The organism is Pleomorphomonas sp. PLEO (genome assembly GCF_041320595.1).
In the GTDB taxonomy this organism is placed as follows: domain Bacteria; phylum Pseudomonadota; class Alphaproteobacteria; order Rhizobiales; family Pleomorphomonadaceae; genus Pleomorphomonas.
This window is the reverse complement of sequence record NZ_CP166625.1, coordinates 291,398-313,107: the sequence shown is the minus strand read 5'-3', so window position 1 is coordinate 313,107 and position 21,710 is coordinate 291,398. Positions and strand designations below refer to the sequence as shown.

Annotated in this window: 16 protein-coding genes and 2 pseudogenes; 9 read left to right on the top strand and 9 right to left on the bottom strand. The window is 62.3% G+C overall.

Features of this window, described 5'->3' with window-relative positions:
• Nucleotide 1: 1 nt before the first annotated feature.
• Nucleotides 2-340, bottom strand: coding sequence for an IS66 family insertion sequence element accessory protein TnpB (tnpB, locus tag AB6N07_RS01285; RefSeq protein WP_370678168.1), 339 nt, complete (start codon nucleotides 338-340; stop codon nucleotides 2-4).
• A gap of 492 nt (nucleotides 341-832) precedes the next feature.
• On the opposite strand from tnpB, the pseudogene AB6N07_RS01280 reads away from it, so the two are divergent.
• Nucleotides 833-1,065 (top strand): annotated as a pseudogene (locus AB6N07_RS01280) (hypothetical protein); the annotation flags it as partial.
• A gap of 19 nt (nucleotides 1,066-1,084) precedes the next feature.
• Here AB6N07_RS01280 and AB6N07_RS01275 read toward each other — a convergent pair.
• The 4 genes and pseudogenes from AB6N07_RS01275 to AB6N07_RS01260 form a co-directional block, all read right to left on the bottom strand.
• Nucleotides 1,085-2,270 (bottom strand): annotated as a pseudogene (locus tag AB6N07_RS01275) (IS3 family transposase).
• Nucleotides 2,271-2,331: 61 nt separating this feature from the next.
• Nucleotides 2,332-2,481, bottom strand: a complete 150-nt coding sequence (locus AB6N07_RS01270; protein WP_370676028.1) for a transposase — start codon at nucleotides 2,479-2,481, stop codon at nucleotides 2,332-2,334.
• A gap of 221 nt (nucleotides 2,482-2,702) precedes the next feature.
• Complete coding sequence (locus tag AB6N07_RS01265) at nucleotides 2,703-5,585, bottom strand: hypothetical protein (RefSeq protein WP_370676027.1); 2,883 nt, start codon at nucleotides 5,583-5,585, stop codon at nucleotides 2,703-2,705.
• A gap of 512 nt (nucleotides 5,586-6,097) precedes the next feature.
• On the bottom strand, nucleotides 6,098-7,078 hold the full coding sequence (locus tag AB6N07_RS01260) for a tyrosine-type recombinase/integrase (RefSeq protein WP_370676026.1): 981 nt from the start codon (nucleotides 7,076-7,078) through the stop codon (nucleotides 6,098-6,100).
• A 494-nt stretch (nucleotides 7,079-7,572) separates the two neighbouring features.
• On the opposite strand from AB6N07_RS01260, the gene AB6N07_RS01255 reads away from it, so the two are divergent.
• Together AB6N07_RS01255 and AB6N07_RS01250 are read left to right on the top strand one after the other, a co-directional pair.
• Nucleotides 7,573-8,390 (top strand): IS5 family transposase gene (locus tag AB6N07_RS01255; RefSeq protein WP_370676025.1). Its coding sequence is split into 2 segments (ribosomal slippage): nucleotides 7,573-7,888 and nucleotides 7,888-8,390, totalling 819 coding nucleotides; the frame shifts between segments, so codons are not numbered across the junction.
• Nucleotides 8,391-8,945: 555 nt separating this feature from the next.
• Complete coding sequence (locus AB6N07_RS01250; RefSeq protein ID WP_370676024.1) at nucleotides 8,946-10,088, top strand: transporter substrate-binding domain-containing protein; 1,143 nt, start codon at nucleotides 8,946-8,948, stop codon at nucleotides 10,086-10,088.
• 36 nt (nucleotides 10,089-10,124) lie between these two features.
• Here the strand turns inward: AB6N07_RS01250 and AB6N07_RS01245 are convergent, their stop codons facing one another.
• Nucleotides 10,125-11,084, bottom strand: coding sequence for an IS110 family transposase (locus tag AB6N07_RS01245; protein ID WP_370676023.1), 960 nt, complete (start codon nucleotides 11,082-11,084; stop codon nucleotides 10,125-10,127).
• A 227-nt stretch (nucleotides 11,085-11,311) separates the two neighbouring features.
• On the opposite strand from AB6N07_RS01245, the gene AB6N07_RS01240 reads away from it, so the two are divergent.
• The 6 genes from AB6N07_RS01240 (at nucleotide 11,312) to AB6N07_RS01215 (ending at nucleotide 18,099) form a co-directional block, all read left to right on the top strand.
• Nucleotides 11,312-11,881, top strand: a complete 570-nt coding sequence (locus AB6N07_RS01240) for an ANTAR domain-containing response regulator (protein WP_370678167.1) — start codon at nucleotides 11,312-11,314, stop codon at nucleotides 11,879-11,881.
• Complete coding sequence (locus tag AB6N07_RS01235; protein ID WP_370676022.1) at nucleotides 11,881-12,729, top strand: ABC transporter permease; 849 nt, start codon at nucleotides 11,881-11,883, stop codon at nucleotides 12,727-12,729. Before AB6N07_RS01240 ends, AB6N07_RS01235 begins: the two co-directional genes overlap by 1 nt.
• A gap of 1 nt (nucleotide 12,730) precedes the next feature.
• Nucleotides 12,731-13,651 carry an ABC transporter permease gene (locus AB6N07_RS01230; protein WP_370676021.1) on the top strand — a complete coding sequence of 307 codons (921 nt, stop codon included), beginning with the start codon at nucleotides 12,731-12,733 and terminating at the stop codon, nucleotides 13,649-13,651.
• A gap of 101 nt (nucleotides 13,652-13,752) precedes the next feature.
• Complete coding sequence (locus AB6N07_RS01225) at nucleotides 13,753-15,369, top strand: ABC transporter substrate-binding protein (protein ID WP_370676020.1); 1,617 nt, start codon at nucleotides 13,753-13,755, stop codon at nucleotides 15,367-15,369.
• 82 nt (nucleotides 15,370-15,451) lie between these two features.
• A complete protein-coding gene (locus tag AB6N07_RS01220; RefSeq protein ID WP_370676019.1) occupies nucleotides 15,452-16,396 on the top strand; it encodes an acetamidase/formamidase family protein in 945 nt (314 codons plus the stop codon).
• On the top strand, nucleotides 16,393-18,099 hold the full coding sequence (locus tag AB6N07_RS01215; protein WP_370676018.1) for an ABC transporter ATP-binding protein: 1,707 nt from the start codon (nucleotides 16,393-16,395) through the stop codon (nucleotides 18,097-18,099). The genes AB6N07_RS01220 and AB6N07_RS01215 overlap by 4 nt, the downstream gene beginning before the upstream one ends.
• A gap of 67 nt (nucleotides 18,100-18,166) precedes the next feature.
• On the opposite strand, the gene AB6N07_RS01210 is transcribed toward AB6N07_RS01215, so the two are convergent.
• Genes AB6N07_RS01210 through AB6N07_RS01200 form a run of 3 tightly spaced genes read right to left on the bottom strand, consistent with a single transcriptional unit; the run spans nucleotide 18,167 to nucleotide 21,664 of the window.
• Nucleotides 18,167-19,099 (bottom strand): ABC transporter permease, encoded by a 933-nt coding sequence (locus tag AB6N07_RS01210; protein ID WP_370676017.1) that lies wholly within the window; start codon nucleotides 19,097-19,099, stop codon nucleotides 18,167-18,169.
• A complete protein-coding gene (locus AB6N07_RS01205; protein WP_370676016.1) occupies nucleotides 19,092-20,159 on the bottom strand; it encodes an ABC transporter permease in 1,068 nt (355 codons plus the stop codon). The genes AB6N07_RS01210 and AB6N07_RS01205 overlap by 8 nt, the downstream gene beginning before the upstream one ends.
• Entirely contained in the window at nucleotides 20,156-21,664 is a 1,509-nt protein-coding gene (locus AB6N07_RS01200) for an ABC transporter ATP-binding protein (protein ID WP_370676015.1), read from the bottom strand. Before AB6N07_RS01200 ends, AB6N07_RS01205 begins: the two co-directional genes overlap by 4 nt.
• Nucleotides 21,665-21,710 lie beyond the last annotated feature (46 nt).

Here is a 21,710-nt window from a genome sequence, read left to right as displayed (position 1 = left end):
CTTACCCGGCCCGGCTGGGCCGCCACACCTTCTGCGGGTTCCGCCAGTCGATGCCTTCGAGAAGATAGCCGAGTTGGCCAACGCTGATCGTCACCACGCCATCGGCGACGGACGGCCACAGAAACCGCCCTTGTTCCAGACGCTTCATGAACAGGCAGGCCCCTTGGCCATCATGCCAGAGCACCTTCAGACGATCGCCCCGACGTCCACGGAACACGAATACGTGGCCGCTAAACGGATCGAGGCGCAGGATCTCCTGAACCTGGAGCGACAGCCCGGCAAACCCTTTGCGCATATCCGTATGGCCCGTCGCCAGCCACACCTTCACGCCGGCCGGCATCGGGATCACAACCGGCACCCCATCAGGCCGGCCACGACCTGTACCAGGAAGTCCGCGTTCGAACTGGACGTCAGCCTGATGACCAGCCTGTCCCCGACCGCAATCTCCACCCGTTCACCCAATCCGCTGCCGGAACCCATCTGACAATCGGCCGGCTCTTCGGACGGCACACCATCCGGAGCCGGAAGGGCCAAACTGTCTGAGGCAAGCGAAACAGCCACGAACTCTGCAGCGTCTCTTGCGCTCGCAAGCCGATCCCGCCAGCAGTAGATTTGCTGGGCTTGGATGCCGTGTTGCTTTGCTACCCCAAGCACGTTGCCCGTCGACATAGCCTACGCGACAACGGCCCGCTTCTCGTCCCACGTCCCACGTCCCACGTCCCACGTCCAGCGTCGGCGCCGGGTGAAAACCTCATCTCCAACCACAACAGCCTCTCCAGCATTAATGCCGGCGCTACTGCCGGATCAAAACAGCCGGAGATTCTTCGCAACAATCCAAACTCACAAGGCGGCCTTCTCCGGAGGGGTACGAGCGCTGAGCGACGATTTTGCGATCACGTGCTTTGCAGGCTTCGACATCAGAAGGGCTTTCTGCTCGTCAGGCGGCCGCGCGGTTCGGGTTCGGCGTATCGACTGCGATCCGCTAGATCGGCCGGGCGGAAGCTGGGCGAGTGGTCAGCAAGAGCGCAGGGCTGGCGTCGTGGCTCTCGTCTCGACCCACATGAGGTGACGTTGCCCCCAAGTTTTATCCAGTTCTGAGTTCGTTTCCGGCGTTGGCTTTGTCCTGACGGACGGTGGTGTCGGGCGTCGGCGCGGAGCTGTCATTTGGCGGAGCGCCAGAGCCCGACGGGATGGGAAGGTAGCCGCAAACTCGGACGGCGTACACCAGTCGATCTGGGAATGCGGGCGAGACGTGTTGTAATCGGCCCTCCAATTCGCCAGCGCAGCTTTTGCGTGGGCCAGCGAGGAGAACAGTGTCTCGTTTAGCAACTCGTCGCGAAGGCGGCCGTTGAAGCTCTCGGTGAAGCGGTTCTGCATCGGCTTGCCCGGCGCAATGTAGTGCCATTCGACGCCAGCGCCTTCTGCCCATGTGAGGATGGCGTTGCTGGTGAACTCGGTGCCGTTGTCGGAGACGATCATCTTCGGCTTGCCGCGTTCGGCGATCAGCCGATCGAGCTCGCGAGCCACACGGACACCCGACAGTGAGGTGTCCGCCAACAGCCTCAGGCATTCCCGCGTGCAGTCGTCGACAACCGTGAGGATGCGGAATCGCCGTCCATCGGTGAACTGGTCCGAGACAAAATCGAGACTCCAGCGTTCGTTGGGGGCGAGCGGCAACAGCATCGGTGCCCGTGTGCCGATCGCCCGCTTCCGGCCACCACGCCGCCGCACCTTCAGCTTCCCCTCCCGATAAAGGCGGAACAACTTCTTGTAGTTGACCTCATAGCCCTCCCGGCGCAGCAACACGTGCAGGCGTCGGTAGCCGAAGGGACGCCGCTCGTGGGCAAGCGCGATCATACGCTCCCGGAGGTCCCGGTCGTCGGGTCGGGTAGAGAGGTATCTCACCGTCATGCGGCTACAGCCGATGGCTTTACACGCCCGCCGTTCGCTCATCCCGTGGTGCTCCACCAGGTGAGCGACAGCCTTCCGCTCGGCAGCGGGCGCTACCATTTCTTTTCCAGAAGATCTTTCAGTGCGACATTGTCGAGCATGGCCTCGGCCAGCATTCGCTTCAGCTTGGCGTTCTCGTCCTCAAGTGCCTTCAACCGCTTGGCCTCGCTGACATCCATGCCGCCGTACTTGGCTTTCCATTTGTAAATGCTGGCGTCGCTGACGCCGTGCCTGTGGCAGAGCTGTGCCGCAAGCACGCCGCTCTCGTGCTCCTTCAGGATGCCGATGATCTGCTCTTCGGTGAAACGACTGCGTCTCATGTCCTGGTCCTCTCAATGGGCCAGAACGAACTTCAAACTGGATTAGGCGCAAGGGGCAATGTCACCAGGCATAAATCTGAGGTGCCAGGATATCGTGGCGCCGGGCGATCTCGGCGACCATCCCCTCGCCGGACGCCACTTCCGAAAGGATCGCCAGCTTCTCCTCGCTCGACCAGGAGCGGCGGCGCTCCCGCCCCGTCAAAATCTCCACCCGCGTCATCTCTCACCCAAGTTACAGAATTAATTACCTATTTAATTCCGTAACTAAGCCGAGAAATCCGAAATCACAAAGGCTCCCCCACCGGACGGTTACATGAGGCCTTCGTTTTGGAGATGATCGAAGCGCTGCACCATCGATAAGTATAGCAGAAGATTATCGCGCGGACCAAGCCATGGCGTGTCTCATTCATGCTGTGTTAGATTGTTGCGACTTCACATACCTGTGGCTCGAATTGAAAGGACGCGAACGGCCCCATTGCTTAAGGGCCCCAGTCGGCAGCGATCACCCGCCGGACCCTGGTCGCAAAGAGCAGCCAAGGATTTAATAGTCGCCGACGTAAGAAGGCCGTTGAGGGGGCCGTTATATAGCCCGCCTGATTTCATCTTAGCCTGAAGCACGTAGACGAAGGCGTTTTCATTAGTCCAACGCATGCCATTAAGGAGTCCAGACTGCATTGATACTGGTGCATCCCACACCAGCTTCGCTAGTTTGATGTAGTCCTTCGGTCCCGTGGCGGTCGCCGCCTCGATTAGCAGCTTTTCCTGCAATAGGCTGTTCGGATCATAGAGAGCCGAGTAACGGTCTAGCAAGTGAGCCGCAGTAGTGGGAGATTTCCGAATCAGGTCGCCGCGACCGGTCCTATAAATAGCGACAAGGGTCCGAGCTGCTTGGCGGTTTCCACTCTCCGCCGCATCCGTCAGGATTTTAATGCCCTTCTTGGGCGCTTTGGCAAGTCCGCCTTGGCCGTAGATATAAACGTTAGCAAGAGCTGGCGCGGCTCCATCGACCTTGAGCGCTAGCGCCTTATCGAGTGCTGCGAGACCCAGCTTGGCGTTCGACAAGGAACCGAACCGCTTGTTGATATGCCCATCTGCCAGTGCCAAAAGGCTCTGTGCGTGGCCGGCATCGGCGTTCTGCTGCAGCAGGCTAATGGCTTGCTTGGAATTGCTGGGAATGCCCCTGCCGCCATCGCGGTAGATCATGGCAAGCTGATACCGCGCCGCGGTATTTCCCTGGTCGGTGGCTTGCCGATAGAGCTGCACGGCTCGTTCTGGATCTGTCTTGACGTACTCGCCATTGTAGAGAACGTCGGCAAGCTTAAGGATCGAGCCGGTATCTCCCTGCGAAATACCTTCCTCCAGGAGAGCCACGGCCTTGTCGGCATCACGCGGTTGGCCGATACCTTGAAAGGCCGCATCGGCGAGGCTCACAAAGGATGCCTTTGATCCTGCGTCGGCGGCCTTCTGGAACAACTCGGCTGCCTTGGCACCATCGGCGGCCACCACGGTACCGTCGCGATAAAGTTCGCCCAGGCGAACATAGGCCGCTGCGTTGCCGGCGTCCGCCGACTTCTGCAGGAGCTCGACTGCCTTCGTTCCGTCTACGGGAATTGCACCGCCACGGGTGTAGAGATCGCCGAGCTGATAGAGCGCACCGGCGTTGCCGCTGTCGGCAACCTCTTGAACGAGGGCAAGTCCCTTCTCGGCATCGGCGGGAATGCCTTGTCCCTTGGCCATCATAAGGCCAAGACTGAGCTTTCCTGAGGAAATACCCGCATCAGCCGCCTTCTGGAACAATTCGGCAGCTTTGGCACTGTCGGCGGCCACCACGGTACCGTCGCGATAAAGTTCGCCCAGGCGAACATAGGCAGAGGCATTGCCGGCGTCTGCCGACTTCTGCAGGAGCTCGACTGCCTTCGTTCCGTCTACGGGAATTGCACCGCCACGGGTATAGAGATCGCCGAGCTGATAGAGCGCACCTGCGTTGCCGCTGTCGGCAACCTCTTGAACGAGGGCCAGCCCCTTCTCGATGTCGGCGGGAATGCCTTGTCCCTTGGCCATCATAAGGCCAAGACTGAGCTTTCCTGAGGAAATACTCGCATCAGCCGCCTTCTGGAACAATTCGGCAGCTTTGGCACTGTCGGCGGCCACCACGGTACCGTCGCGATAAAGTTCGCCCAGGCGAACATAGGCAGAGGCATTGCCGGCGTCTGCCGACTTCTGCAGGAGCTCGACTGCCTTCGTTCCGTCTACGGGAATTGCACCGCCACGGGTGTAGAGATCGCCGAGCTGATAAAGCGCACCGGCGTTGCCGCTGTCGGCAACCTCTTGAACGAGGGCCAGTCCCTTCTCGATGTCGGCGGGAATGCCTTGTCCCTTGGCTAGCATAAGGCCAAGACTGAGCTTTCCTGAGGAAATACCCGCATCAGCCGCCTTCTGGAACAATTCGGCAGCTTTGGCACTGTCGGCGGCCACCACGGTACCGTCGCGATAAAGTTCGCCCAGGCGAACATAGGCCGCTGCGTTGCCGGCGTCCGCCGACTTCTGCAGGAGCTCGACTGCCTTAGCTCCATCCACGGGAACTGAACCGCCACGGGTATAGAGATCGCCGAGCTGATAAAGCGCACCTGCGTTGCCGCTGTCGGCAACCTCTTGAACGAGGGCCAGCCCCTTCTCGATGTCGGCGGGAATGCCTTGTCCCTTGGCTAGCATAAGGCCAAGACTGAGCTTTCCTGAGGAAATGCCCGCATCAGCCGCCTTCTGGAACAATTCGGCAGCTTTGGCACTGTCGGCGGCCACCACGGTACCGTCGCGATAAAGTTCGCCCAGGCGAACATAGGCCGCTGCGTTGCCGGCGTCCGCCGACTTCTGCAGGAGCTCGACTGCCTTCGTTCCGTCTACGGGAATTGCACCGCCACGGGTGTAGAGATCGCCGAGCTGATAGAGCGCACCGGCGTTGCCGCTGTCGGCAACCTCTTGAACGAGGGCAAGTCCCTTCTCGGCATCGGCGGGAATGCCTTGTCCCTTGGCCATCATAAGGCCAAGACTGAGCTTTCCTGAGGAAATACCCGCATCAGCCGCCTTCTGGAACAATTCGGCAGCTTTGGCACTGTCGGCGGCCACCACGGTACCGTCGCGATAAAGTTCGCCCAGGCGAACATAGGCAGAGGCATTGCCGGCGTCTGCCGACTTCTGCAGGAGCTCGACTGCCTTCGTTCCGTCTACGGGAATTGCACCGCCACGGGTATAGAGATCGCCGAGCTGATAGAGCGCGCTAGCGTTGCCGCTGTCTGCGGCTTGCTGAAGCTGTTCCATTGCAGCCTTTGCATCTGGCGACGCAGGGGACGACTTGATTGTGTCGGTCAGCGCCTTGATATCAATTTGGGATATCCCAGCGGTGCTCTGTTGCGCAAACCCGTTTGCAGCGAAAACTAGGGCTGATGACGCAAGGAGAATTCCAAGGGTGCGCATGACGCCTCCAATTTTGAATTACATATGCAATTCGGCCGAAACGGCCGCAAATTAAAATCTCCCAGTAAGGTAAAGCCCTGATCGTAGATTGGCAACCCGCGAAAGGTCGCGCCCGTCCCGAAGCTTGAAGCTGAACAGTTAGGAGAGCCAAAGCTATCAATGATATATGCCAAGGCAAAGAATTGAAATAGCTAGGAAATGTCACCTCTTCACCAGCGCACGCATCGACGATAGCTTTTGCGGCAGGCTGACTCCTTCAGGAATTCACCGCTTCTTGATGGCTACTTCACTGCAATACGTTCGAGCTTTCACGCAGGTGTTTGTGTCGAGCAAGCTCGAACGGCAACGCCTCTCGGTCACTGTCGCCAACTAGCGAGCTTCGCCAGTTCCACGCTCTGTACATATCGTGCGACCACGTTAATCGACTTCCAGCCACCGCTTCGCATGATCGGCAGGATATCTGCACCGTTCGCCACCATGTCCTGCGCGGCGCCAACACGCATCGAATGCCCGGAGAGGCGACTGACGATTTCGGCCGGAAGGCCTGCGGCGACCGCCCTCTGCTTCAAAATGCGGCCGATCGAATGTGGGTGAAGGGCGTCCAGCCCAGCCCATCCGGGATTCACGCGTCGAAACAGCCACCCCTCTGAAATGTTCGCCGCTTCAAGCCATGTTTTGAGCGCCTCGGCAGCAGCTGCCGATACGAAGCCGTCACGTCCGTCGCCGAATGGGTCGTTCTTGGCTCGCCGGATCAACGCCAGCATGCTCCCGTCATCAAGCGGGGTCAGGTCTTCGACCCGCAAGGCGGCGAGTTCCGATCGGCGACACATGGTGTCATAGCCGACCATGATGAGCGCTCGGTCGCGAAGACCGGCGAGGTCATCGCCAGAGGCAGCGACGAGCTGGTCTCTGAGCTCCTTGGTAAGGCCGAGTGCTTGGCGAGGGCGGCGCTTCTTGCTCCGGAGCGCTCGGCGCATAGCAATCAACACTTCCTCGTCGTCAGCGGGATTCTGTAGGTGGAACAAACGATGAACTTTGCGTATGCCAGCCAAGCGGCGGCGTAATGTGTTGGCTGCAAGCTCGGGCGCTTGGGCCGCGATGAAAGCGGCAAGCGTGCTAGGTGAAGCTGGCAATGAGCAAAGGTTGTTGGCAATGCACCAACTGTCGAAGATCGTGAAATCAGCGCGATAGCTTCGAAGTGTGTGTTCAGAGTATGCTCCTTCGAGGCGGTCTATGGCTTCGCGCCAAGTGAGCGCATTCGAGGTGGCGACTCGGTTAGTGGCAGATAAATGATCCATTTGGTTTCTATAGTGGTACCAAATGTACCAATGAGTCAAGTTCAATGATCACCGGGGCTCAAATCAGAGCGGCCCGCGCAGCGCTTAGGATGTCTTCTGCTGAGCTGGCTCGTGTGGCCGGCGTGGGACAGCAGACCATCAAGCGTTTTGAGCTCGTCGATGGCATCCCGCCAAGTCGATCCGCGACGCTCGCGGCGGTCCGAGCTGCGCTTGAAGATGCGGGGGTAGAGTTTGTTGGCTCCGCGGAAGACAGGCCAGGTATTCGCATGCGGGAGGCTGCCGATAGGTCATAACTGCGCCGATGCGACCCGTTGGCCTGTGTATGTACGGTGAGTAGGCGGCTGGAGGGTGCTGATCTCCCTCAGGTGCAATTGGCAAAGACTTTCAGCCGCCCAGTCCAAGCATGTACACCTAGGGCGCTTTGCGCGATACTGCCATTGGAAGCGCGATGACAGTCTTAGGCCGTAAACTCATAAATTCGCTTGGCGTTTGTTGGATCGCATGATTCAAGGCTTCCGAAAGGGGAAGCCTTGATGACGCGTCGCCGGTACGAACTCACCGACCATGAATGGTCGATCCTGTCGCCGTTATTGCCCAACAAGCCGCGTGGCGTTCCTCGCGTCGATGATCGTCGTGTGATGAACGGCATCCTTTGGCGCTTCCGGACAGGATCGCCTTGGGCGGAAGTCCCCGAGCGCTACGGCCCGCCGACCACTTGCTACAATCGCTTCGTTCGCTGGCGGAAGGCCGGCGTCTGGGATCGGCTTCTTGAAGCGGTTTCCTCCGCCTACGACGGCGACATCGTCATGATCGACTCGACCTGTGTCCGCGTTCACCAGCACGCCGCCACGGGAAAAAGGGGGATGGATACGATGGCGGCATGGGCGGAGCAGACAAAGGTTCCGGCGATCTGCAAGATCGCTGGAATGGCTGCGTAGGGCGTTCCCGCGGTGGACTTACGAGCAAAATCCACGCGCTCGTCGACGCTGAAGGTCGCCCCGTCACCCTCCGTCTGACGGGCGGACAGGTTGCCGACTGCACCGAAGCCGACGCCCTCACCGATGACCTCGGCGAAGGCGACATCCTACTGGCCGACAAGGGGTATGACAGCAATGCCATTCGGGCCAAAGCGGCTGAACGGAAGGCCTGGGCCAACATTCCGCCGAAGACCAATCGCAAGGGCACCTTCTCGTTCTCGCGTTGGGTCTACCGGCAGCGAAACCTCGTGGAGCGGTTCTTCAATCGGATCAAACAGTTCCGGGGCATCGCAACGCGTTACGACAAGCGGCCAGAAAACTACCTCGCTGCCGTAAAGCTTGTCGCAGCGAAGATCTGGTGCCAGAGCTTATGAGTCTACGCCCTAGCGAAAGGTGCGGCGGGAGGGCGCTGATCTCCCTCAGTGGCGATGGCACAGACTTCTACCGCCGCGCGGACAAAATGTCCCCTGGCTGCGTATTCTGCAACTGCTTTCAATAGCCGGAATGTTTGGGGCAAATTTTCCCTATCGATTTAGGTAGCGGCTGTGCCAAGCGATCTTCATCGCTCTATCCCGCCAAATCCCGGACAATCCCGCTTAATCCCGCTTAATCCCGGCAAACGACATGTGATCTCACACGTTCGCTAACTGCGTTTATCGAACGAGTGGGCCTGTGTGGCTGGCGAAAAAAGCGGCGATGATTCCTCCCTTGGCGCCCTCCTGCCTCACCTCCCGCCTTGACAGGCGCGAAAAAGCTCAGATAACATTCATGCCTAATAAGTGAGCCGCAGGATAATATCCCTTGGCTCGCTAACATGGCTCTTCCAGAGCGACGGGCAGCATGGCCCCATGACCTTCCGGTGATCGCGCGATCGATCCGGACTGCGTCGTGGGGCTTTTTGCATTTCGCCCGCAGTGTTGAGGTTTGCGATGGCCGACACCGTCAAGGTCGGGATTCTGTTTTCCTGTACCGGTCCCTACGCCGCCATAGGGCGCGACTGTCGTGACGGGGCGGCTCTTGCCTTTGATGAAGTCGCCCAAAAGTCCGGCGACGCGATATCCTTCGAGCCTGTCTATGCCGATCCGGAGGGAGAACCGCGCGCCTATCTGGAACAGGCGCGTGCCATGCTGCGCGATGCGGGCTGCCGGCATATCATCGGCACCATCACTTCGCTCGCCCGCAAGGAAGTCATCCCGCTTATCGAAAAGCATGACGGTCTGCTCTGGTACATCTGCCCTTACGAGGGCTTCGAGGCCAACGAGAACGTCATCTACACCGGCACCTGTCCCAACCAGCACTTGATGCCGCTGTTCGAGCATCTGCTGCCGCGCCAGGGGCGGCGGGTCTATCTTCTCGGCGCCAACTACGTTTGGGGCTGGGAAATGAACCGCATCGCCCGCGACCTTCTGCGCGAGGCTGGCGGCGAGGTGGTGGGCGAGCGCTATCTGCCCATCGAGGAAACCGACGTCGACCGGCTGATCGCCGACATCCGGAGCCGTCGACCCGACTTCATCCTCAACAATCTGATCGGCCCTTCAAGCCACGCCTTCCTGCGTGCCTACAAGGCGCTCGGCGATGCCGATCCCGCTTTTCGGCCGGAGGTGCGGCCGGTGGTCAGCTGCGATCTCACCGAGGCGGAGATCGGTGAGATCGGCCTTGGTCTCTCCACCGGTCACCTGTCGGTGGCAAGCTACTTCGGCACGCTGGCAACGCCAGAGAACGAGCGCTTCCGCGCCCGCGCCGCCGCCGCGTTCGGACCAGCCCGCCGGCTCTCTTCCTTCGTCGAGGGCGCCTATGTTGCCGTCCACATGCTGATGGACGCGGTCCGCTCTGCCGGCTCCGACGAGCCGGCGGCGGTGCGCTCGGCGATCCATGCCAGCCTGTTCGAAACACCGCACGGCTCGATGCGCATCGATCCGCGCACCAATCATGCCGCGTTGCCGTTCCACCTTGGCCGTATCCGCGACGACGGCGACTTCGACATCATCGCCAGCCGCCCCGCCATCGCTGCCGATCCCTACATGACGGCCTCACGCGATGGCGGCCGTTCCAGCCTGAGGGTGGTGTCATGACGGCGATCCCCGACCTCGTCGGCCGCCGGGCCGTCATCAACTCTGTTGGGCATTGAGGTCTCTCAGTCTTGCATTGAGGATGACGATGATCTTGCGCATGAGGGCTCCGATGGCGACGATTGGCTTCTTTCCGTTTTGAACAAGGCGTTGATAGACCTCACGTAATGGTCCCTTTGCGTGGCTTGCGGCCAGGGCTGCCATGAAGAGGAGACGACGCACCTCAGAGCGTCCACCGCGCATCGTCCTGTGTCCCTTGAACAGACCGCTGTCATTGGCGTGTGGGGCCACGCCGGCCAGCGAGGCCGCCTGCCTTCGCTGCAGGCTGCCCAGCTCTGGCATGTGGGCGAGAAGAGCGATCGCGGTCAGCGACCCGACACCGGGCAAGCTCTGCATTTCCCGGAAGGCAGCCTTGAGCTGCGGGGTTCTGTCGATCAGCGCCTTCGTCTCCGCCTCAATGGCTTTGATCTGGCGGACGATGGCCCGCAGGATGGCGTCACAGGACGCCTTGATCACCTTGCTGGCCGGCGCTCTTGCCCGGTTCTGCTCGGCCACCTTGAGGGCAACCAGGTCCTCGCGCCGGGCAACCAGATCGGTCAAGATCTTCTGGTCGGCCTCTTTCGGCAGGAAGAGGGAAAGCCGATCCCAGCGATCCTGCCCGTAGCGGGCCAGCGCTTCGGCATCGAGAGCGTCCGTCTTGGCCAGGGTGCCGAAGGAGCGGATAAAAGCCTTTACCTTCAAGGCATCCACCCGGTGGCAGGCAATGCCTGCGGCCATCAGTTCGGCCACAAGGACATGCTCATGGCCACCGGTCGGCTCGCAGACCGCAAGGTCTATCCGCTCAAGACTCTTCAGAAAGCGGCGGATGGCGGCGGCGGTATTGTCGATGACGCAAGGCTTCGGACAGGCAGACGAGGAAAGGGCTTGGAAGACCGTCAGCGTGTCCTGGGAGACATCGAAGCCCAGAACGATCTCGGGAGCCTTCTGCAAAAAGGTCATGATGTGCTATCCTTCCCAAGTTAGGCCACCATGAGCTTCGGATTGTTCTCGGGCGTGGGTCTGATCGGCAAGGGTCAGCCCCCAGAGACCCCATCAACTCTCCAAGCGAATGATGGAAGATGGCAGGGAGCCTTGATGACAACGGGTGAAAACCCGATCCTCCGCACGGTCGCCTGCCACCGGCCTCTCCGGGGTCGTCAAACCAACCGGCCGGAGAGGCCGCCTTCATCTTAAGACAACGCAGACGAACAATCCTCCACCGTCCCGACGAGAACACGCAGCGTCTCGTCCGTCAGCTCGGGCTGCTTGGTCTCGACGCTCATGTGCAGTGGGCTTCGCTAGACCTTGAGGAGACGCCGGCCGAGTTCGTGCTGGTCGATGCCGATCAGGGCTGGTCGGGGCTGCTACCTTGGTCGGGCGAGCCGGCACCAGTCCCGCTGGTGGCGCTGCTGCAGTCAGAAGCGCCAGGGCGCGTGGCCTGGGCGATCTCGGAAGGCGCGCTCGCTATCCTGCCCAAACCGGTGGTGCCGGCGGCGGTTTACCCGGCACTGGTGCTTGCCGTCACCGCCCATACTCGCGCTACCGAGGTGGCTGTCCGCATCGAACGCCTCGAAGAGCGGCTTCGCATGCGGCCTCTGGTGCATGCCGCCGTTCGGGCCATCGAGATGGCCGTGCGCTGTGACGAGGAGGCTGCCTACGCCGTCCTGCGCCGGGCGGCCATGAAGCGCCGCATCACCATCGAACAGACCGCAGCCGAGATGCTGGCCGGCGTCATTCCCCTGTCGGAGGCCGGCTGATGCGCATCGCCCGCGAATTCCTGCGCCGTCCCACAGCCGTCTTCGGCGTTGTTGTGGTGCTGCTGGTCGTGATCGGCGCTTTGGTGGCGCCTCTGATCGCGCCTTATGCGCCTGATGACCAGTTGTTCGACGGCCTCACGCTCGAAGGCGCGCCGATCGGCCCCAATGCCGCCTTCCTGCTGGGCACCGACACGCTGGGCCGCGATCTTCTGACCCGACTCCTGTTCGGCGCCCGCACGTCGCTGATCATCGGCGTTGTCGCCAACGGCACCGCCGTCGTCATTGGCCTTGGCGTCGGCATGCTGGCCGGCTACCTACGCGGCCCCATGGGCAATGCGCTGATGCGCTTCACCGATCTGATGATGGCTTTCCCGGCGTTGTTGCTCGCCATCGTGCTGGCGGCGCTGTTCCACCCCAGCCTTTGGATCGTCGCCATGGTGATTGCAATGGTCAACTGGGTGCAGGTGGCGCGCATCGTCTACACGGAGACCCGTGGCCTCGTGGAGCGTGACTTCATCCTGGCCGAACGCTCGCTGGGGGCGGGGCACGGTCGCATCATCTTCCGCCATATCCTGCCGCACTTGATGCCGACGGCCATCGTCTGGGGCACGCTCGGCATCGCCACCACGGTGTTGCTCGAGGCGACACTCTCCTTCCTCGGCGTCGGCGTGCAGCCACCGGAGCCCTCCTGGGGCAACATCATCTTCGAAAGCCAGAGCTTCTTCACTTCGGCACCCTGGCTGGTGGTGTTTCCCGGCATCGCCATCCTGCTGACGGCTCTCTCCTTCAACCTGGTCGGCGACGCGTTGCGTGACATCCTCGACCCCACCCAGCGCGGAAGGATGTGAGATGATCGAGCTGATCCTGCGCCGGCTCGGCGGCGCGTTGATGATCCTGTTTGGCGTCGCGGCCATCACCTTCGTGCTGCTCTACGCGCTGCCGGCCGACCCGGCGGTACAGCTCGCCGGCCGCTCCGCCACCGCCCAGACCGTCGCCAACATCCGTCATCAGCTCGGCCTCGACCAGCCGCTGCTTCTGCAATTCGTCCGTTATCTCGGCAACCTCGTCCAGGGCGACTTCGGCCGTTCCTACACCCAGAAAACCGAGGTGATGGCGCTGATCCTCGCCCGCCTGCCGGCGACGCTGATCCTAATGGTGGCCGGCATCGTGATCGAGGTGGCGATCGGCTTGACGCTCGGTACCATCGCCGCGCTCAGTCGGGGTGGTTTCGTCGACCGGCTGGTAATGACGGTCTCCTTTATCGGGGTGTCGGCACCGCAGTTCGTCGTGGCGCTGCTGCTGCTCTACGTTTTCGCGGCGACGCTGCAATGGTTCCCGATGTCCGGTTTCGGAACGATTCGCCATGTCGTGCTGCCGGCGCTGACGCTCGGTGTCTTGGGGGCTGGCTGGTACGCACGTATGGTGCGCTCGGCCATGATCGACGTACTCAATCAGGACTACGTCCGCACGGCCCGCGCCAAGGGTGTCTCGGAGCGCTCTGTCGTGCTGCGCCACGCCGTGCCCAACGCTCTCCTGCCGATCGTCGCCATGATTGGCATCGACATCGGTCAGTTCATGGGTGGCGTGGTGGTGGTGGAGGCCGTCTACGGTTGGCCGGGCATCGGTCAACTCGCCTGGCAGGCCATCCAGCAGGTCGACATCCCCATCATCATGGGCGTCACGCTGATCTCCTCGCTCGCCATCGTGATCGGCAATTTGGTCGCCGATCTCGTGGCACCGCTGATCGATCCCAGAATTCGGGCCCGTTAGGGCCTGGGAAAAAGTATTCGGGCCCGTTGATAGCCCCGATGACGCCAGGCCACGGCCCGGCCAACGATAACAAGAACCGCTCCAACAAAAAGGGGAACCGCATGACCCATTGGCTGCAAAGAACCGCGCTGGCCAGCCTGATTACGCTGATGCCGCTCGCCGCGCTGGCCGAGGAGACGCCCGTCAAGGGCGCCACCATCACCGTCACCTACAAAGACGATATCGCCACCCTCGACCCGGCCATCGGCTACGACTGGCAGAATTGGTCGATGATCAAGAGCCTGTTTTCCCGCCTGATGGAGTACACCCCCGGCACCGCCGATCTGGTGCCGTCGCTGGCCGAGAGCTTCACCGTTTCGCCCGATGGTCTCACCTATACGTTCAAGCTGCGGCAAGGCGTGAAGTTCTCCAACGGCCGGGAGGTGGTGGCCTCCGACGTCAAGTACTCGATCTCGCGCGCCGTCAATCCGAAGACGCAAGGGCCAGGCGCAGGCTTCTTTGGCGCCATCGCCGGCTTCGACGATGTCTCCGGTGGCAAAGCAGAAGAACTCTCCGGCATTGAGACGCCGGACGAGCACACGGTGGTCTTCAAGCTCAGCCGCCCCGACGCTACCTTCCTGCACGTGCTTGCCATCAACTTCTCCTCGATCGTGCCGAAGGAGGTCGTTGAAGCGGAAGGCCAGGATTTCGGCAAGAAGCCGGTCGGCTCCGGTGCCTTCGTCCTGAAAGACTGGGTGATCGGCCAGAAGCTGGTGTTCGAGAAGAACCCGAATTTCTACGTCAAGGATACGCCGAAGATCGACGGCTTCACTGTTGAGGTCGGCCAGGAGCCGCTGGTGGCGCTGCTGCGCTTGCAGCAAGGCGAAGTGGATATCGCCGGTGATGGCATTCCGCCGGCCAAGTTCCTTGAGATCAAGAATGGTCCGGACGCCGCCGACATCATCGTCGATGGCGAGCAACTGCAGACCGGCTATGTCGCGCTCAACACCCGCGTCAAGCCGCTCGACAACGTCAAGGTGCGCCAGGCCCTCAACATGGGCGTCAACAAGGAGCGCATCACCCGCATCGTCAACGGCCGCGCCACGCCGGCCAACCAGCCGCTGCCGCCGCTGATGCCGGGCTATGACAAAAACTTCAAGGGCTATGCCTACGATATTGAGAAGGCCAAGGCGCTGCTTGCCGAAGCCGGCTTCCCCAACGGCTTCGAGACGGCGCTCTACGCCTCGTCGACCGATCCCAACCCGCGTATCGCCCAGGCGCTGCAGCAGGACTTTGCCGCCATCGGCGTCAAGGCGGAGATCAAGGCGCTGGCCAACGCCAACGTCATCGCTGCCGGTGGTACCGAGGGCGAGGCGCCAATGATCTGGTCTGGTGGCATGGCCTGGATCGCCGATTTCCCCGATCCCTCCAACTTCTACGGCCCCATTCTCGGCTGCGCCGGGGCGGTGCAGGGCGGCTGGAACTGGTCCTGGTACTGCAACAAGGACCTCGATGCTCGCGCCATCGCGGCGGATTCAATGTCCGATCCCGCCAAGAAGGACGAGCGCGCCAAGCTCTGGGGCTCGGTGTTCACCGACCTGATGGCCGACGCGCCGTGGATCCCGGTGTTCAACGAGCGCCGCGTGGTCGCCAAGTCGAAGCGCATGGGCGGGCCGGGCAACTTCTACATCGACCCGACGCGCGTCATCAACTACGACGCCATCTATGTGAAGCAATAACAAGGACTTGACCGTAAGTCCGCGCCAAGGCGGGGGAGGAGAGATTCTCCCCCGCCGATCGGCCCCAGGGAGATGAACCGCCATGTGCCTTGCCTGCGACTACACCATCCATCGCCGCGACCACCATTATGGCTGGAGCCGGGACTTCACGCCGGCCGTCTTGGCAAAATCCGGCTCGACCATCCACTTCGAATGCCTCGATAGCTCCGGCGGCCAGCTTGGTATCGGTTCGACGGCGGCCGATGTGGTCAACCTCGATTTCGCCAAGGTCAACCCGGTGACCGGTCCGGTCTATGTGGAAGGCGCCGAACCCGGCGATGTGCTGAAAGTCGAGATCCGCGAATTCATTCCGTCGGGTATCGGCTGGACGGCGGTGATTCCCGGCTTCGGCCTGCTCGCCGATCAGTTCACCGATCCGGCGCTGCATATCTGGACATACGATCCCGGCACGCTTGCGCCTTCGCTGTTCGGTCCGGGCGGTAGCGTGCCGCTGAAGCCATTTGCCGGCACCATCGGCGTCGCGCCGGCCGAGCCGGGCGTCCACTCGGTCGTCCCGCCGCGTCGGGTCGGTGGCAACCTCGACATCCGCGACCTCTCGGCCGGTGTGACGCTCTACCTGCCGGTCGAGGTGGAAGGTGCCTTGTTCTCGGTCGGTGATACTCACGCCGCCCAGGGCGACGGCGAAGTCTGCGGCACCGCCATCGAAAGCGCCATGAACGTAACGCTGACGCTGGACGTGCTGAAGGGGCGCAAGCTCGAAAGCCCGCGCTTCACCACCCCCGGTCCGGTCACGCGCCATCTCGACGCCGCCGGCTATGAGGTGACCACCGGTGTCGGCCCCGATCTCATGACAGCGGCGCGCGAGTCGCTCAGCCGGATGATCGACCTCCTCGCTGCCGAACACGGCTACACACCGGCCGATGCCTATATGCTCTGCTCGGTCGCAGGCGATCTCCGAATCTCCGAGATCGTCGACATGCCCAACGTCGTGGTGAGCTTCTATTTCCCGAGGATCGTGCTGTCGTGACCGATGCGAGCGGAGATTTCAGGGAGGCGGATGCACCGGTTCTCAGCGTCGACGGGCTCACCGTCGATGCATTGACCGAACGCGGTGCGAAGCGAGTGCTCGACGCCATCAGCTTCGACCTCGGTCTCGGGGAGACGCTCTGCCTTGCCGGAGAAAGCGGATCAGGCAAATCGGTGACGTCACTGTCGATCATGCGCCTTCTGCCGCGCGCCTCGCTGCGCATCGTCTCCGGTTCGATCCGGCTTGGCGATCGCGACCTCACCGGTCTCGGCGAGCGAGCGATGCGGGAAGTGCGCGGCCGCGACATTGCCATGATCTTCCAGGAGCCGATGACGTCGCTCAACCCGGTGATGACTATCGGCAAGCAACTGTTGGAGCCCATTCTGATCCATCAGGGCGGCGATGAAGCCTCGGCGCGGGCGCAAGCGCTCCGCATGCTGCAGGCGGTGCAGATCACCGAGCCCGCCCGCCGTCTCAGCCAATATCCGCATGAATTGTCCGGCGGCATGCGTCAGCGCGTCATGATCGCCATGGCTCTCTCTTGCCAGCCGAAAGTGCTGATCGCCGACGAGCCGACCACCGCCCTCGATGTCACTGTGCAGGCCCAGATCCTGAAGCTGATGCGTGAGTTGAAGGGTGAATTCGGCACGTCGATCATCCTGATCACCCATGACATGGGTGTCGTCGCCGAGATGGCCGACCGCGTGGCGATCATGAAGGACGGCCGTCTCGTCGAGATAGGGCCGACGGTCGATGTGTTCGAGCGGCCAACGCAGACGTACACGCGAGAGCTGATCGCCGCCGTGCCGCGCATCGGCGCCCGCGCCGGTACTGACGGGCCGCCCGCCGTCACGGCAGCGGCGAAAGCCGCGCCACCAGCCGAAAAATCGCTGGAGCCGGTCCTCGCGGTTCAGAATCTCAAAGTCACTTATGGTGCCCGCGCTGGTCTGTTCGGCCGCAAGGTCGGGCAGACGGCGGTTAACGGCGTGTCGTTCGAGCTGAGAGCCGGCCGTACCCTCGGCCTCGTCGGGGAGAGCGGTTCGGGCAAATCGACCACCGGCAAGGCAGTGCTCGGCCTTATTCCCTATGAGGGCTATGTCGCCATCGGTGGCGAGGAACTGATGGATTTTTCCGTCAAGGCCATGCGGCCGGTGAGGCGCCTTGCCCAGATGATCTTCCAGGATCCCTATGCCTCCCTCGACAGCCGCATGACGGTGGGCGCCGCCATTGCCGAACCGATGGCGATCCACGGCATCGGCGACCGGTCGGATCGCACCGACCGCGTGGCGGAGCTGCTACGCCGCGTCGGCATGACGCCGGATGTGGCGAGCCGCTACCCGCATGAGTTCTCCGGCGGCCAGCGACAGCGCATCTGCATCGCCCGCGCCCTGTCGCTGAAGCCTAAACTGATCGTCGCCGACGAAAGCGTCGCCGCGCTCGACGTATCTGTCCGGGCCAAAGTGCTCGATCTGATGCTGGAGTTGCAGGAGACCGAAGGGCTCGCCTATCTGTTCATCTCGCACGACATGGCGGTCATCGAGCGTATGTCGCATGACGTGGCGGTGATGAACGCGGGCAGGATCGTCGAGCACGGATCGCGGCGTGCCGTCTTCGAAAATCCCGAGCAGGACTATACCCGGCGCCTGATCGCCGCCGTGCCGATCCCCGATCCGTCTCAGCGACGCCTTGCCATGGCGTGTTGATAGAGATCGCCGGCAAGGTTAGCCCAAGCTCCTCACAAAGGGACTTCGGCCTTGCGACCCCGGTTGTTTAGCGTCTCAGGAAGGGAATGCCGAGCCGTGCCGGCTGGCCGGAGCGCGTGCGCAACACTGCGAGTAGCAGGATCGAGGCAGCGTAGGGAAGCATCAGGAAGAACTGATAGGGGATGGCGACGCCCACCCCCTGCGCGTGGATGGCGAGGCTGTCGAGCACGGCGAAGACGATGACAGCGATCATTGTTCGGAGCGGTCGCCAATTGCCGGCGATCACCGCGACGATGGCGAGCCAGCCGCGCCCGCCCGAGATGTCGGGTCGGAATTCGGTGGCGAAGGCCAGCATCATGAAGCCGCCGCCAAGCGCCGTCAGCGCCGATCCGACCAGCAACGCGCCATATTGTCGCTTTGCCACCGAGATGCCTTTGGCTTCCAGAAACTCCGGGTTCTCGCCGGCGGCGCGACACTCAAGTCCCGGCCGAGTCCGGGACAGGAAGATCGACACCAGCGGCACCAGGAGGAAGGCGGCATAGGTCAGAAGATGCTGGTTGAACAGGATTGGGCCGATGCCGGGGATTTCGGAGAGGAAGGGTATGGGCCAGCGGTCGATCGTGCCGTAGCCGGCCGGCTTGCCACCGGCGGTGTAGCTGCGGAACAGGAACAGCGTCAGCCCGCTTGCCAGCAAGTTGAAGCCGAGGCCTGTGACGAAATGGTCGACTTTCAGGCTCACGGTGAGGAGCCCTATGACCAGTCCTGCCGCTACGCCGGCCAGCATCGCGGCCCCCGCTGCCGCAACCGGTGAGCCCGTCTCGCACATGGCGACATAAGCGGCCAGGCAACCGCAGAGCATGGTGCCTTCGACGCCCATGTTCCAGATGCCGGCCCGTTCGGTGAGGAGTTCGCCGAGCGCCGCCAGCAGGATGATGGTGGCCGCGCCGACAGACGCGCTCAGGATCGACAAGAGGATGGCCGGGGTGAGAAGCTCAGCCATGGCGACCTTCCTTGCGACCGAAGCGAAGCCGGTATCTCGTGAGTACGGTTGCTCCCAGCACGAACAGCAACAGAATGCCCTGCATGGCCGGCACAAGTGCCGACGGGACGTCGGTCAGCACGCTCATGTAAAGCGCCCCGTTGGCCATGGCGCCAAAGGCGAGGGCAGCAACGAGTGTTCCCCAAGGGTTGAGCGCACCGATCATGCCGACGATGATGCCGGTATAGCCGAGGCCGTTCAGTACTTCGGCTCGCAGGCGAAAGTTGATCCCGAACACCTCCGAAACACCGGCCATGGCCGACAGAGCGCCTGAGATTGCCATGGCCATGATGATGGTCGTTGCGACCCGAACGCCCTTGTAACGCATGGCGATCGGATTGAAGCCGAGCCCGCGCAATTCGAAGCCGAGTGGCGTGCGCGCGATAACGAACGCCACCGCTGCCGTTGCCAGCAGCGCCAGCGGAGCGCCGAGGTGCAGGCCATAGAGTTCCGGCAGGTGAAAGTTGTCGGCGATCAGTGGCGTCTGGTGGTAGGCGGTCGAACCGGCTTCGATCCATGGCCCGCCCGCCAGGAGATAGGACAGGAGATAGACGACGATGTAGTTCAGCATCATCGTCGAGATGATTTCGTTGACCTCGAAACGCGTCTTGAGCACGGCGCAAGCGGCGGCGACGGCCGCGCCGCCGACGATGGCCGCGATCACGACGGCCGGCACGGCGACAATCGCCGGTGCACCTTGAAGTTGCATTGACATCCAGTAGCCGGCCATGGCGCCGGCAAAGACCTGCCCCTCCTGGCCGATATTCCAGATGCCGGCCCGGAAGGCGACGACGGTGGCCAGGCCGGTGAACACCAACGGAATGGCCGCCACCAGGCTTTGGCCGACTGCCTCGGCATCGCCGAACGCCCCCTGCCAGAGCGCGCCCAGGCCTTCGGCAACGTCGGCACCGGCGATCATGATCAGCAATACCGACGCGATAAGGCCGGCCACGATGGCCAGGACATAGGCTACGCTCTGCGCGACCCAGCCGGCGCTCTCGCGGCGTTCGAAGGCGATCATGCCGCCTCCCGCTTTTGGCCGGCCATCATCAGGCCGATCTCTTCGATGCTGGTAGCATGGGCATCGACGATGCCCATCAGACGGCCCTGGAACATCACACCGATACGGTCACAGAGGTTGAGAAGATCTTCGAGCTCGGACGAGGCGAGGATCACGGCGCAGCGGGCGGCCCGCTTTTCGACGAGACGAGCGTGGATATATTCGATCACGCCGACGTCGAGCCCACGAGTCGGCTGGTTGGCCAGAAGCACTCGGCTCGCTGCCGCCAGTTCGCGGGCGAGCACGACGCGTTGGGCATTGCCGCCAGACAGCGCTCGGGCGCGCGTTTCGGCGGAAGGCGCGGCGATCTGATAATCGGCAATCGCTGCCGTGGCGGCGGCCCGGATGGCGCCACGATTGAGGAAGTGTCCGCTGGCAAAAACATCCCGATGGCTGCCGAGCGCGATGTTTTCAGCGATCGAGAAGTCGCCCACCAGTCCCTCGCTCAGGCGATCCTCTGGAATATGGCCGACGCCGAGTTTCTGGATGCCGTGAACATCGAGATCGGCCAAAAGCTCGCCGTCGATCAGAATGCGACCGGACGAAAGTGGCAGGACACCGGCGATAGCCTCCATCAACGGCTTCTGGCCATTGCCGGCAACCCCGGCAAGACCGAAGATTTCGCCCTCGGCGACGGAAAAGCTGACCTCGTCGAGGATCGGCGTGCCGCCAGAACGGCGGATGGTGACGCGTTCGACATCAAGACAGGGGCGCCCCGGACGGGAGCTGTCGCGGCGTTTGCGCTCCACTTCCCTGCCGATCATCAGCCGCGTCAGTTCCTGCGGCGTGGTGCCCGACGTGGCTCGCTCGCCGACGACCCGACCCTGCCGAAGCACAATGACGCGGTCGGACTGCATCACTTCGTTGAGCGAATGCGAGATGAGGATGACGGCGACCCCAGCTGCCTTCAGCTCGTCGATGATGCGGAACAGCTTGCGCGATTCCCTGAGGTCGAGCGTCGCGGTTGGCTCGTCAAGAATGAGCACGACGGCTTCGTGGTAGAGCGCCTTCAGCAGCTCGACCCACTGGCACTCGCCCACCGTGAGATCGCCGACCCGTGCATTCGGCTGAACGGAAATATCATAGCGCCGGCAAAGAGCTTGTAGCTTCTTCTCAGCTGTTCGGTAGTTCACGAAAAGGCCGCGCTCGTGGCCAAGGACGATGTTTTCCAGAACCGTGAAATCGTCGACCAGCACGAAATGCTGGTGCACCAGCGCGATGCCGGCGCCGATGGCATCGGCGGCCGTTGAAAAGCGAACCGGCTTGCCGTTGAGCACGATTTCGCCGCCGTCGGGCGCATGGAGGCCGGCGAGACAGGCCGACAGCGTCGACTTTCCGGCCCCGTTTTCACCGAACAGACAGACGAGTTCGCCGGCTGCGACGTCGAAGCTGACCGCGTCGTTGGCGCGGACCGGGCCGAAAGCCTTGGTAAGGCCGCGAACCGAGAGCACGGGCTGGCGTTGCATCGTCATGTCCTGATGGATGGGTGCCCGGCGCTGGCTCGCCGGGCAC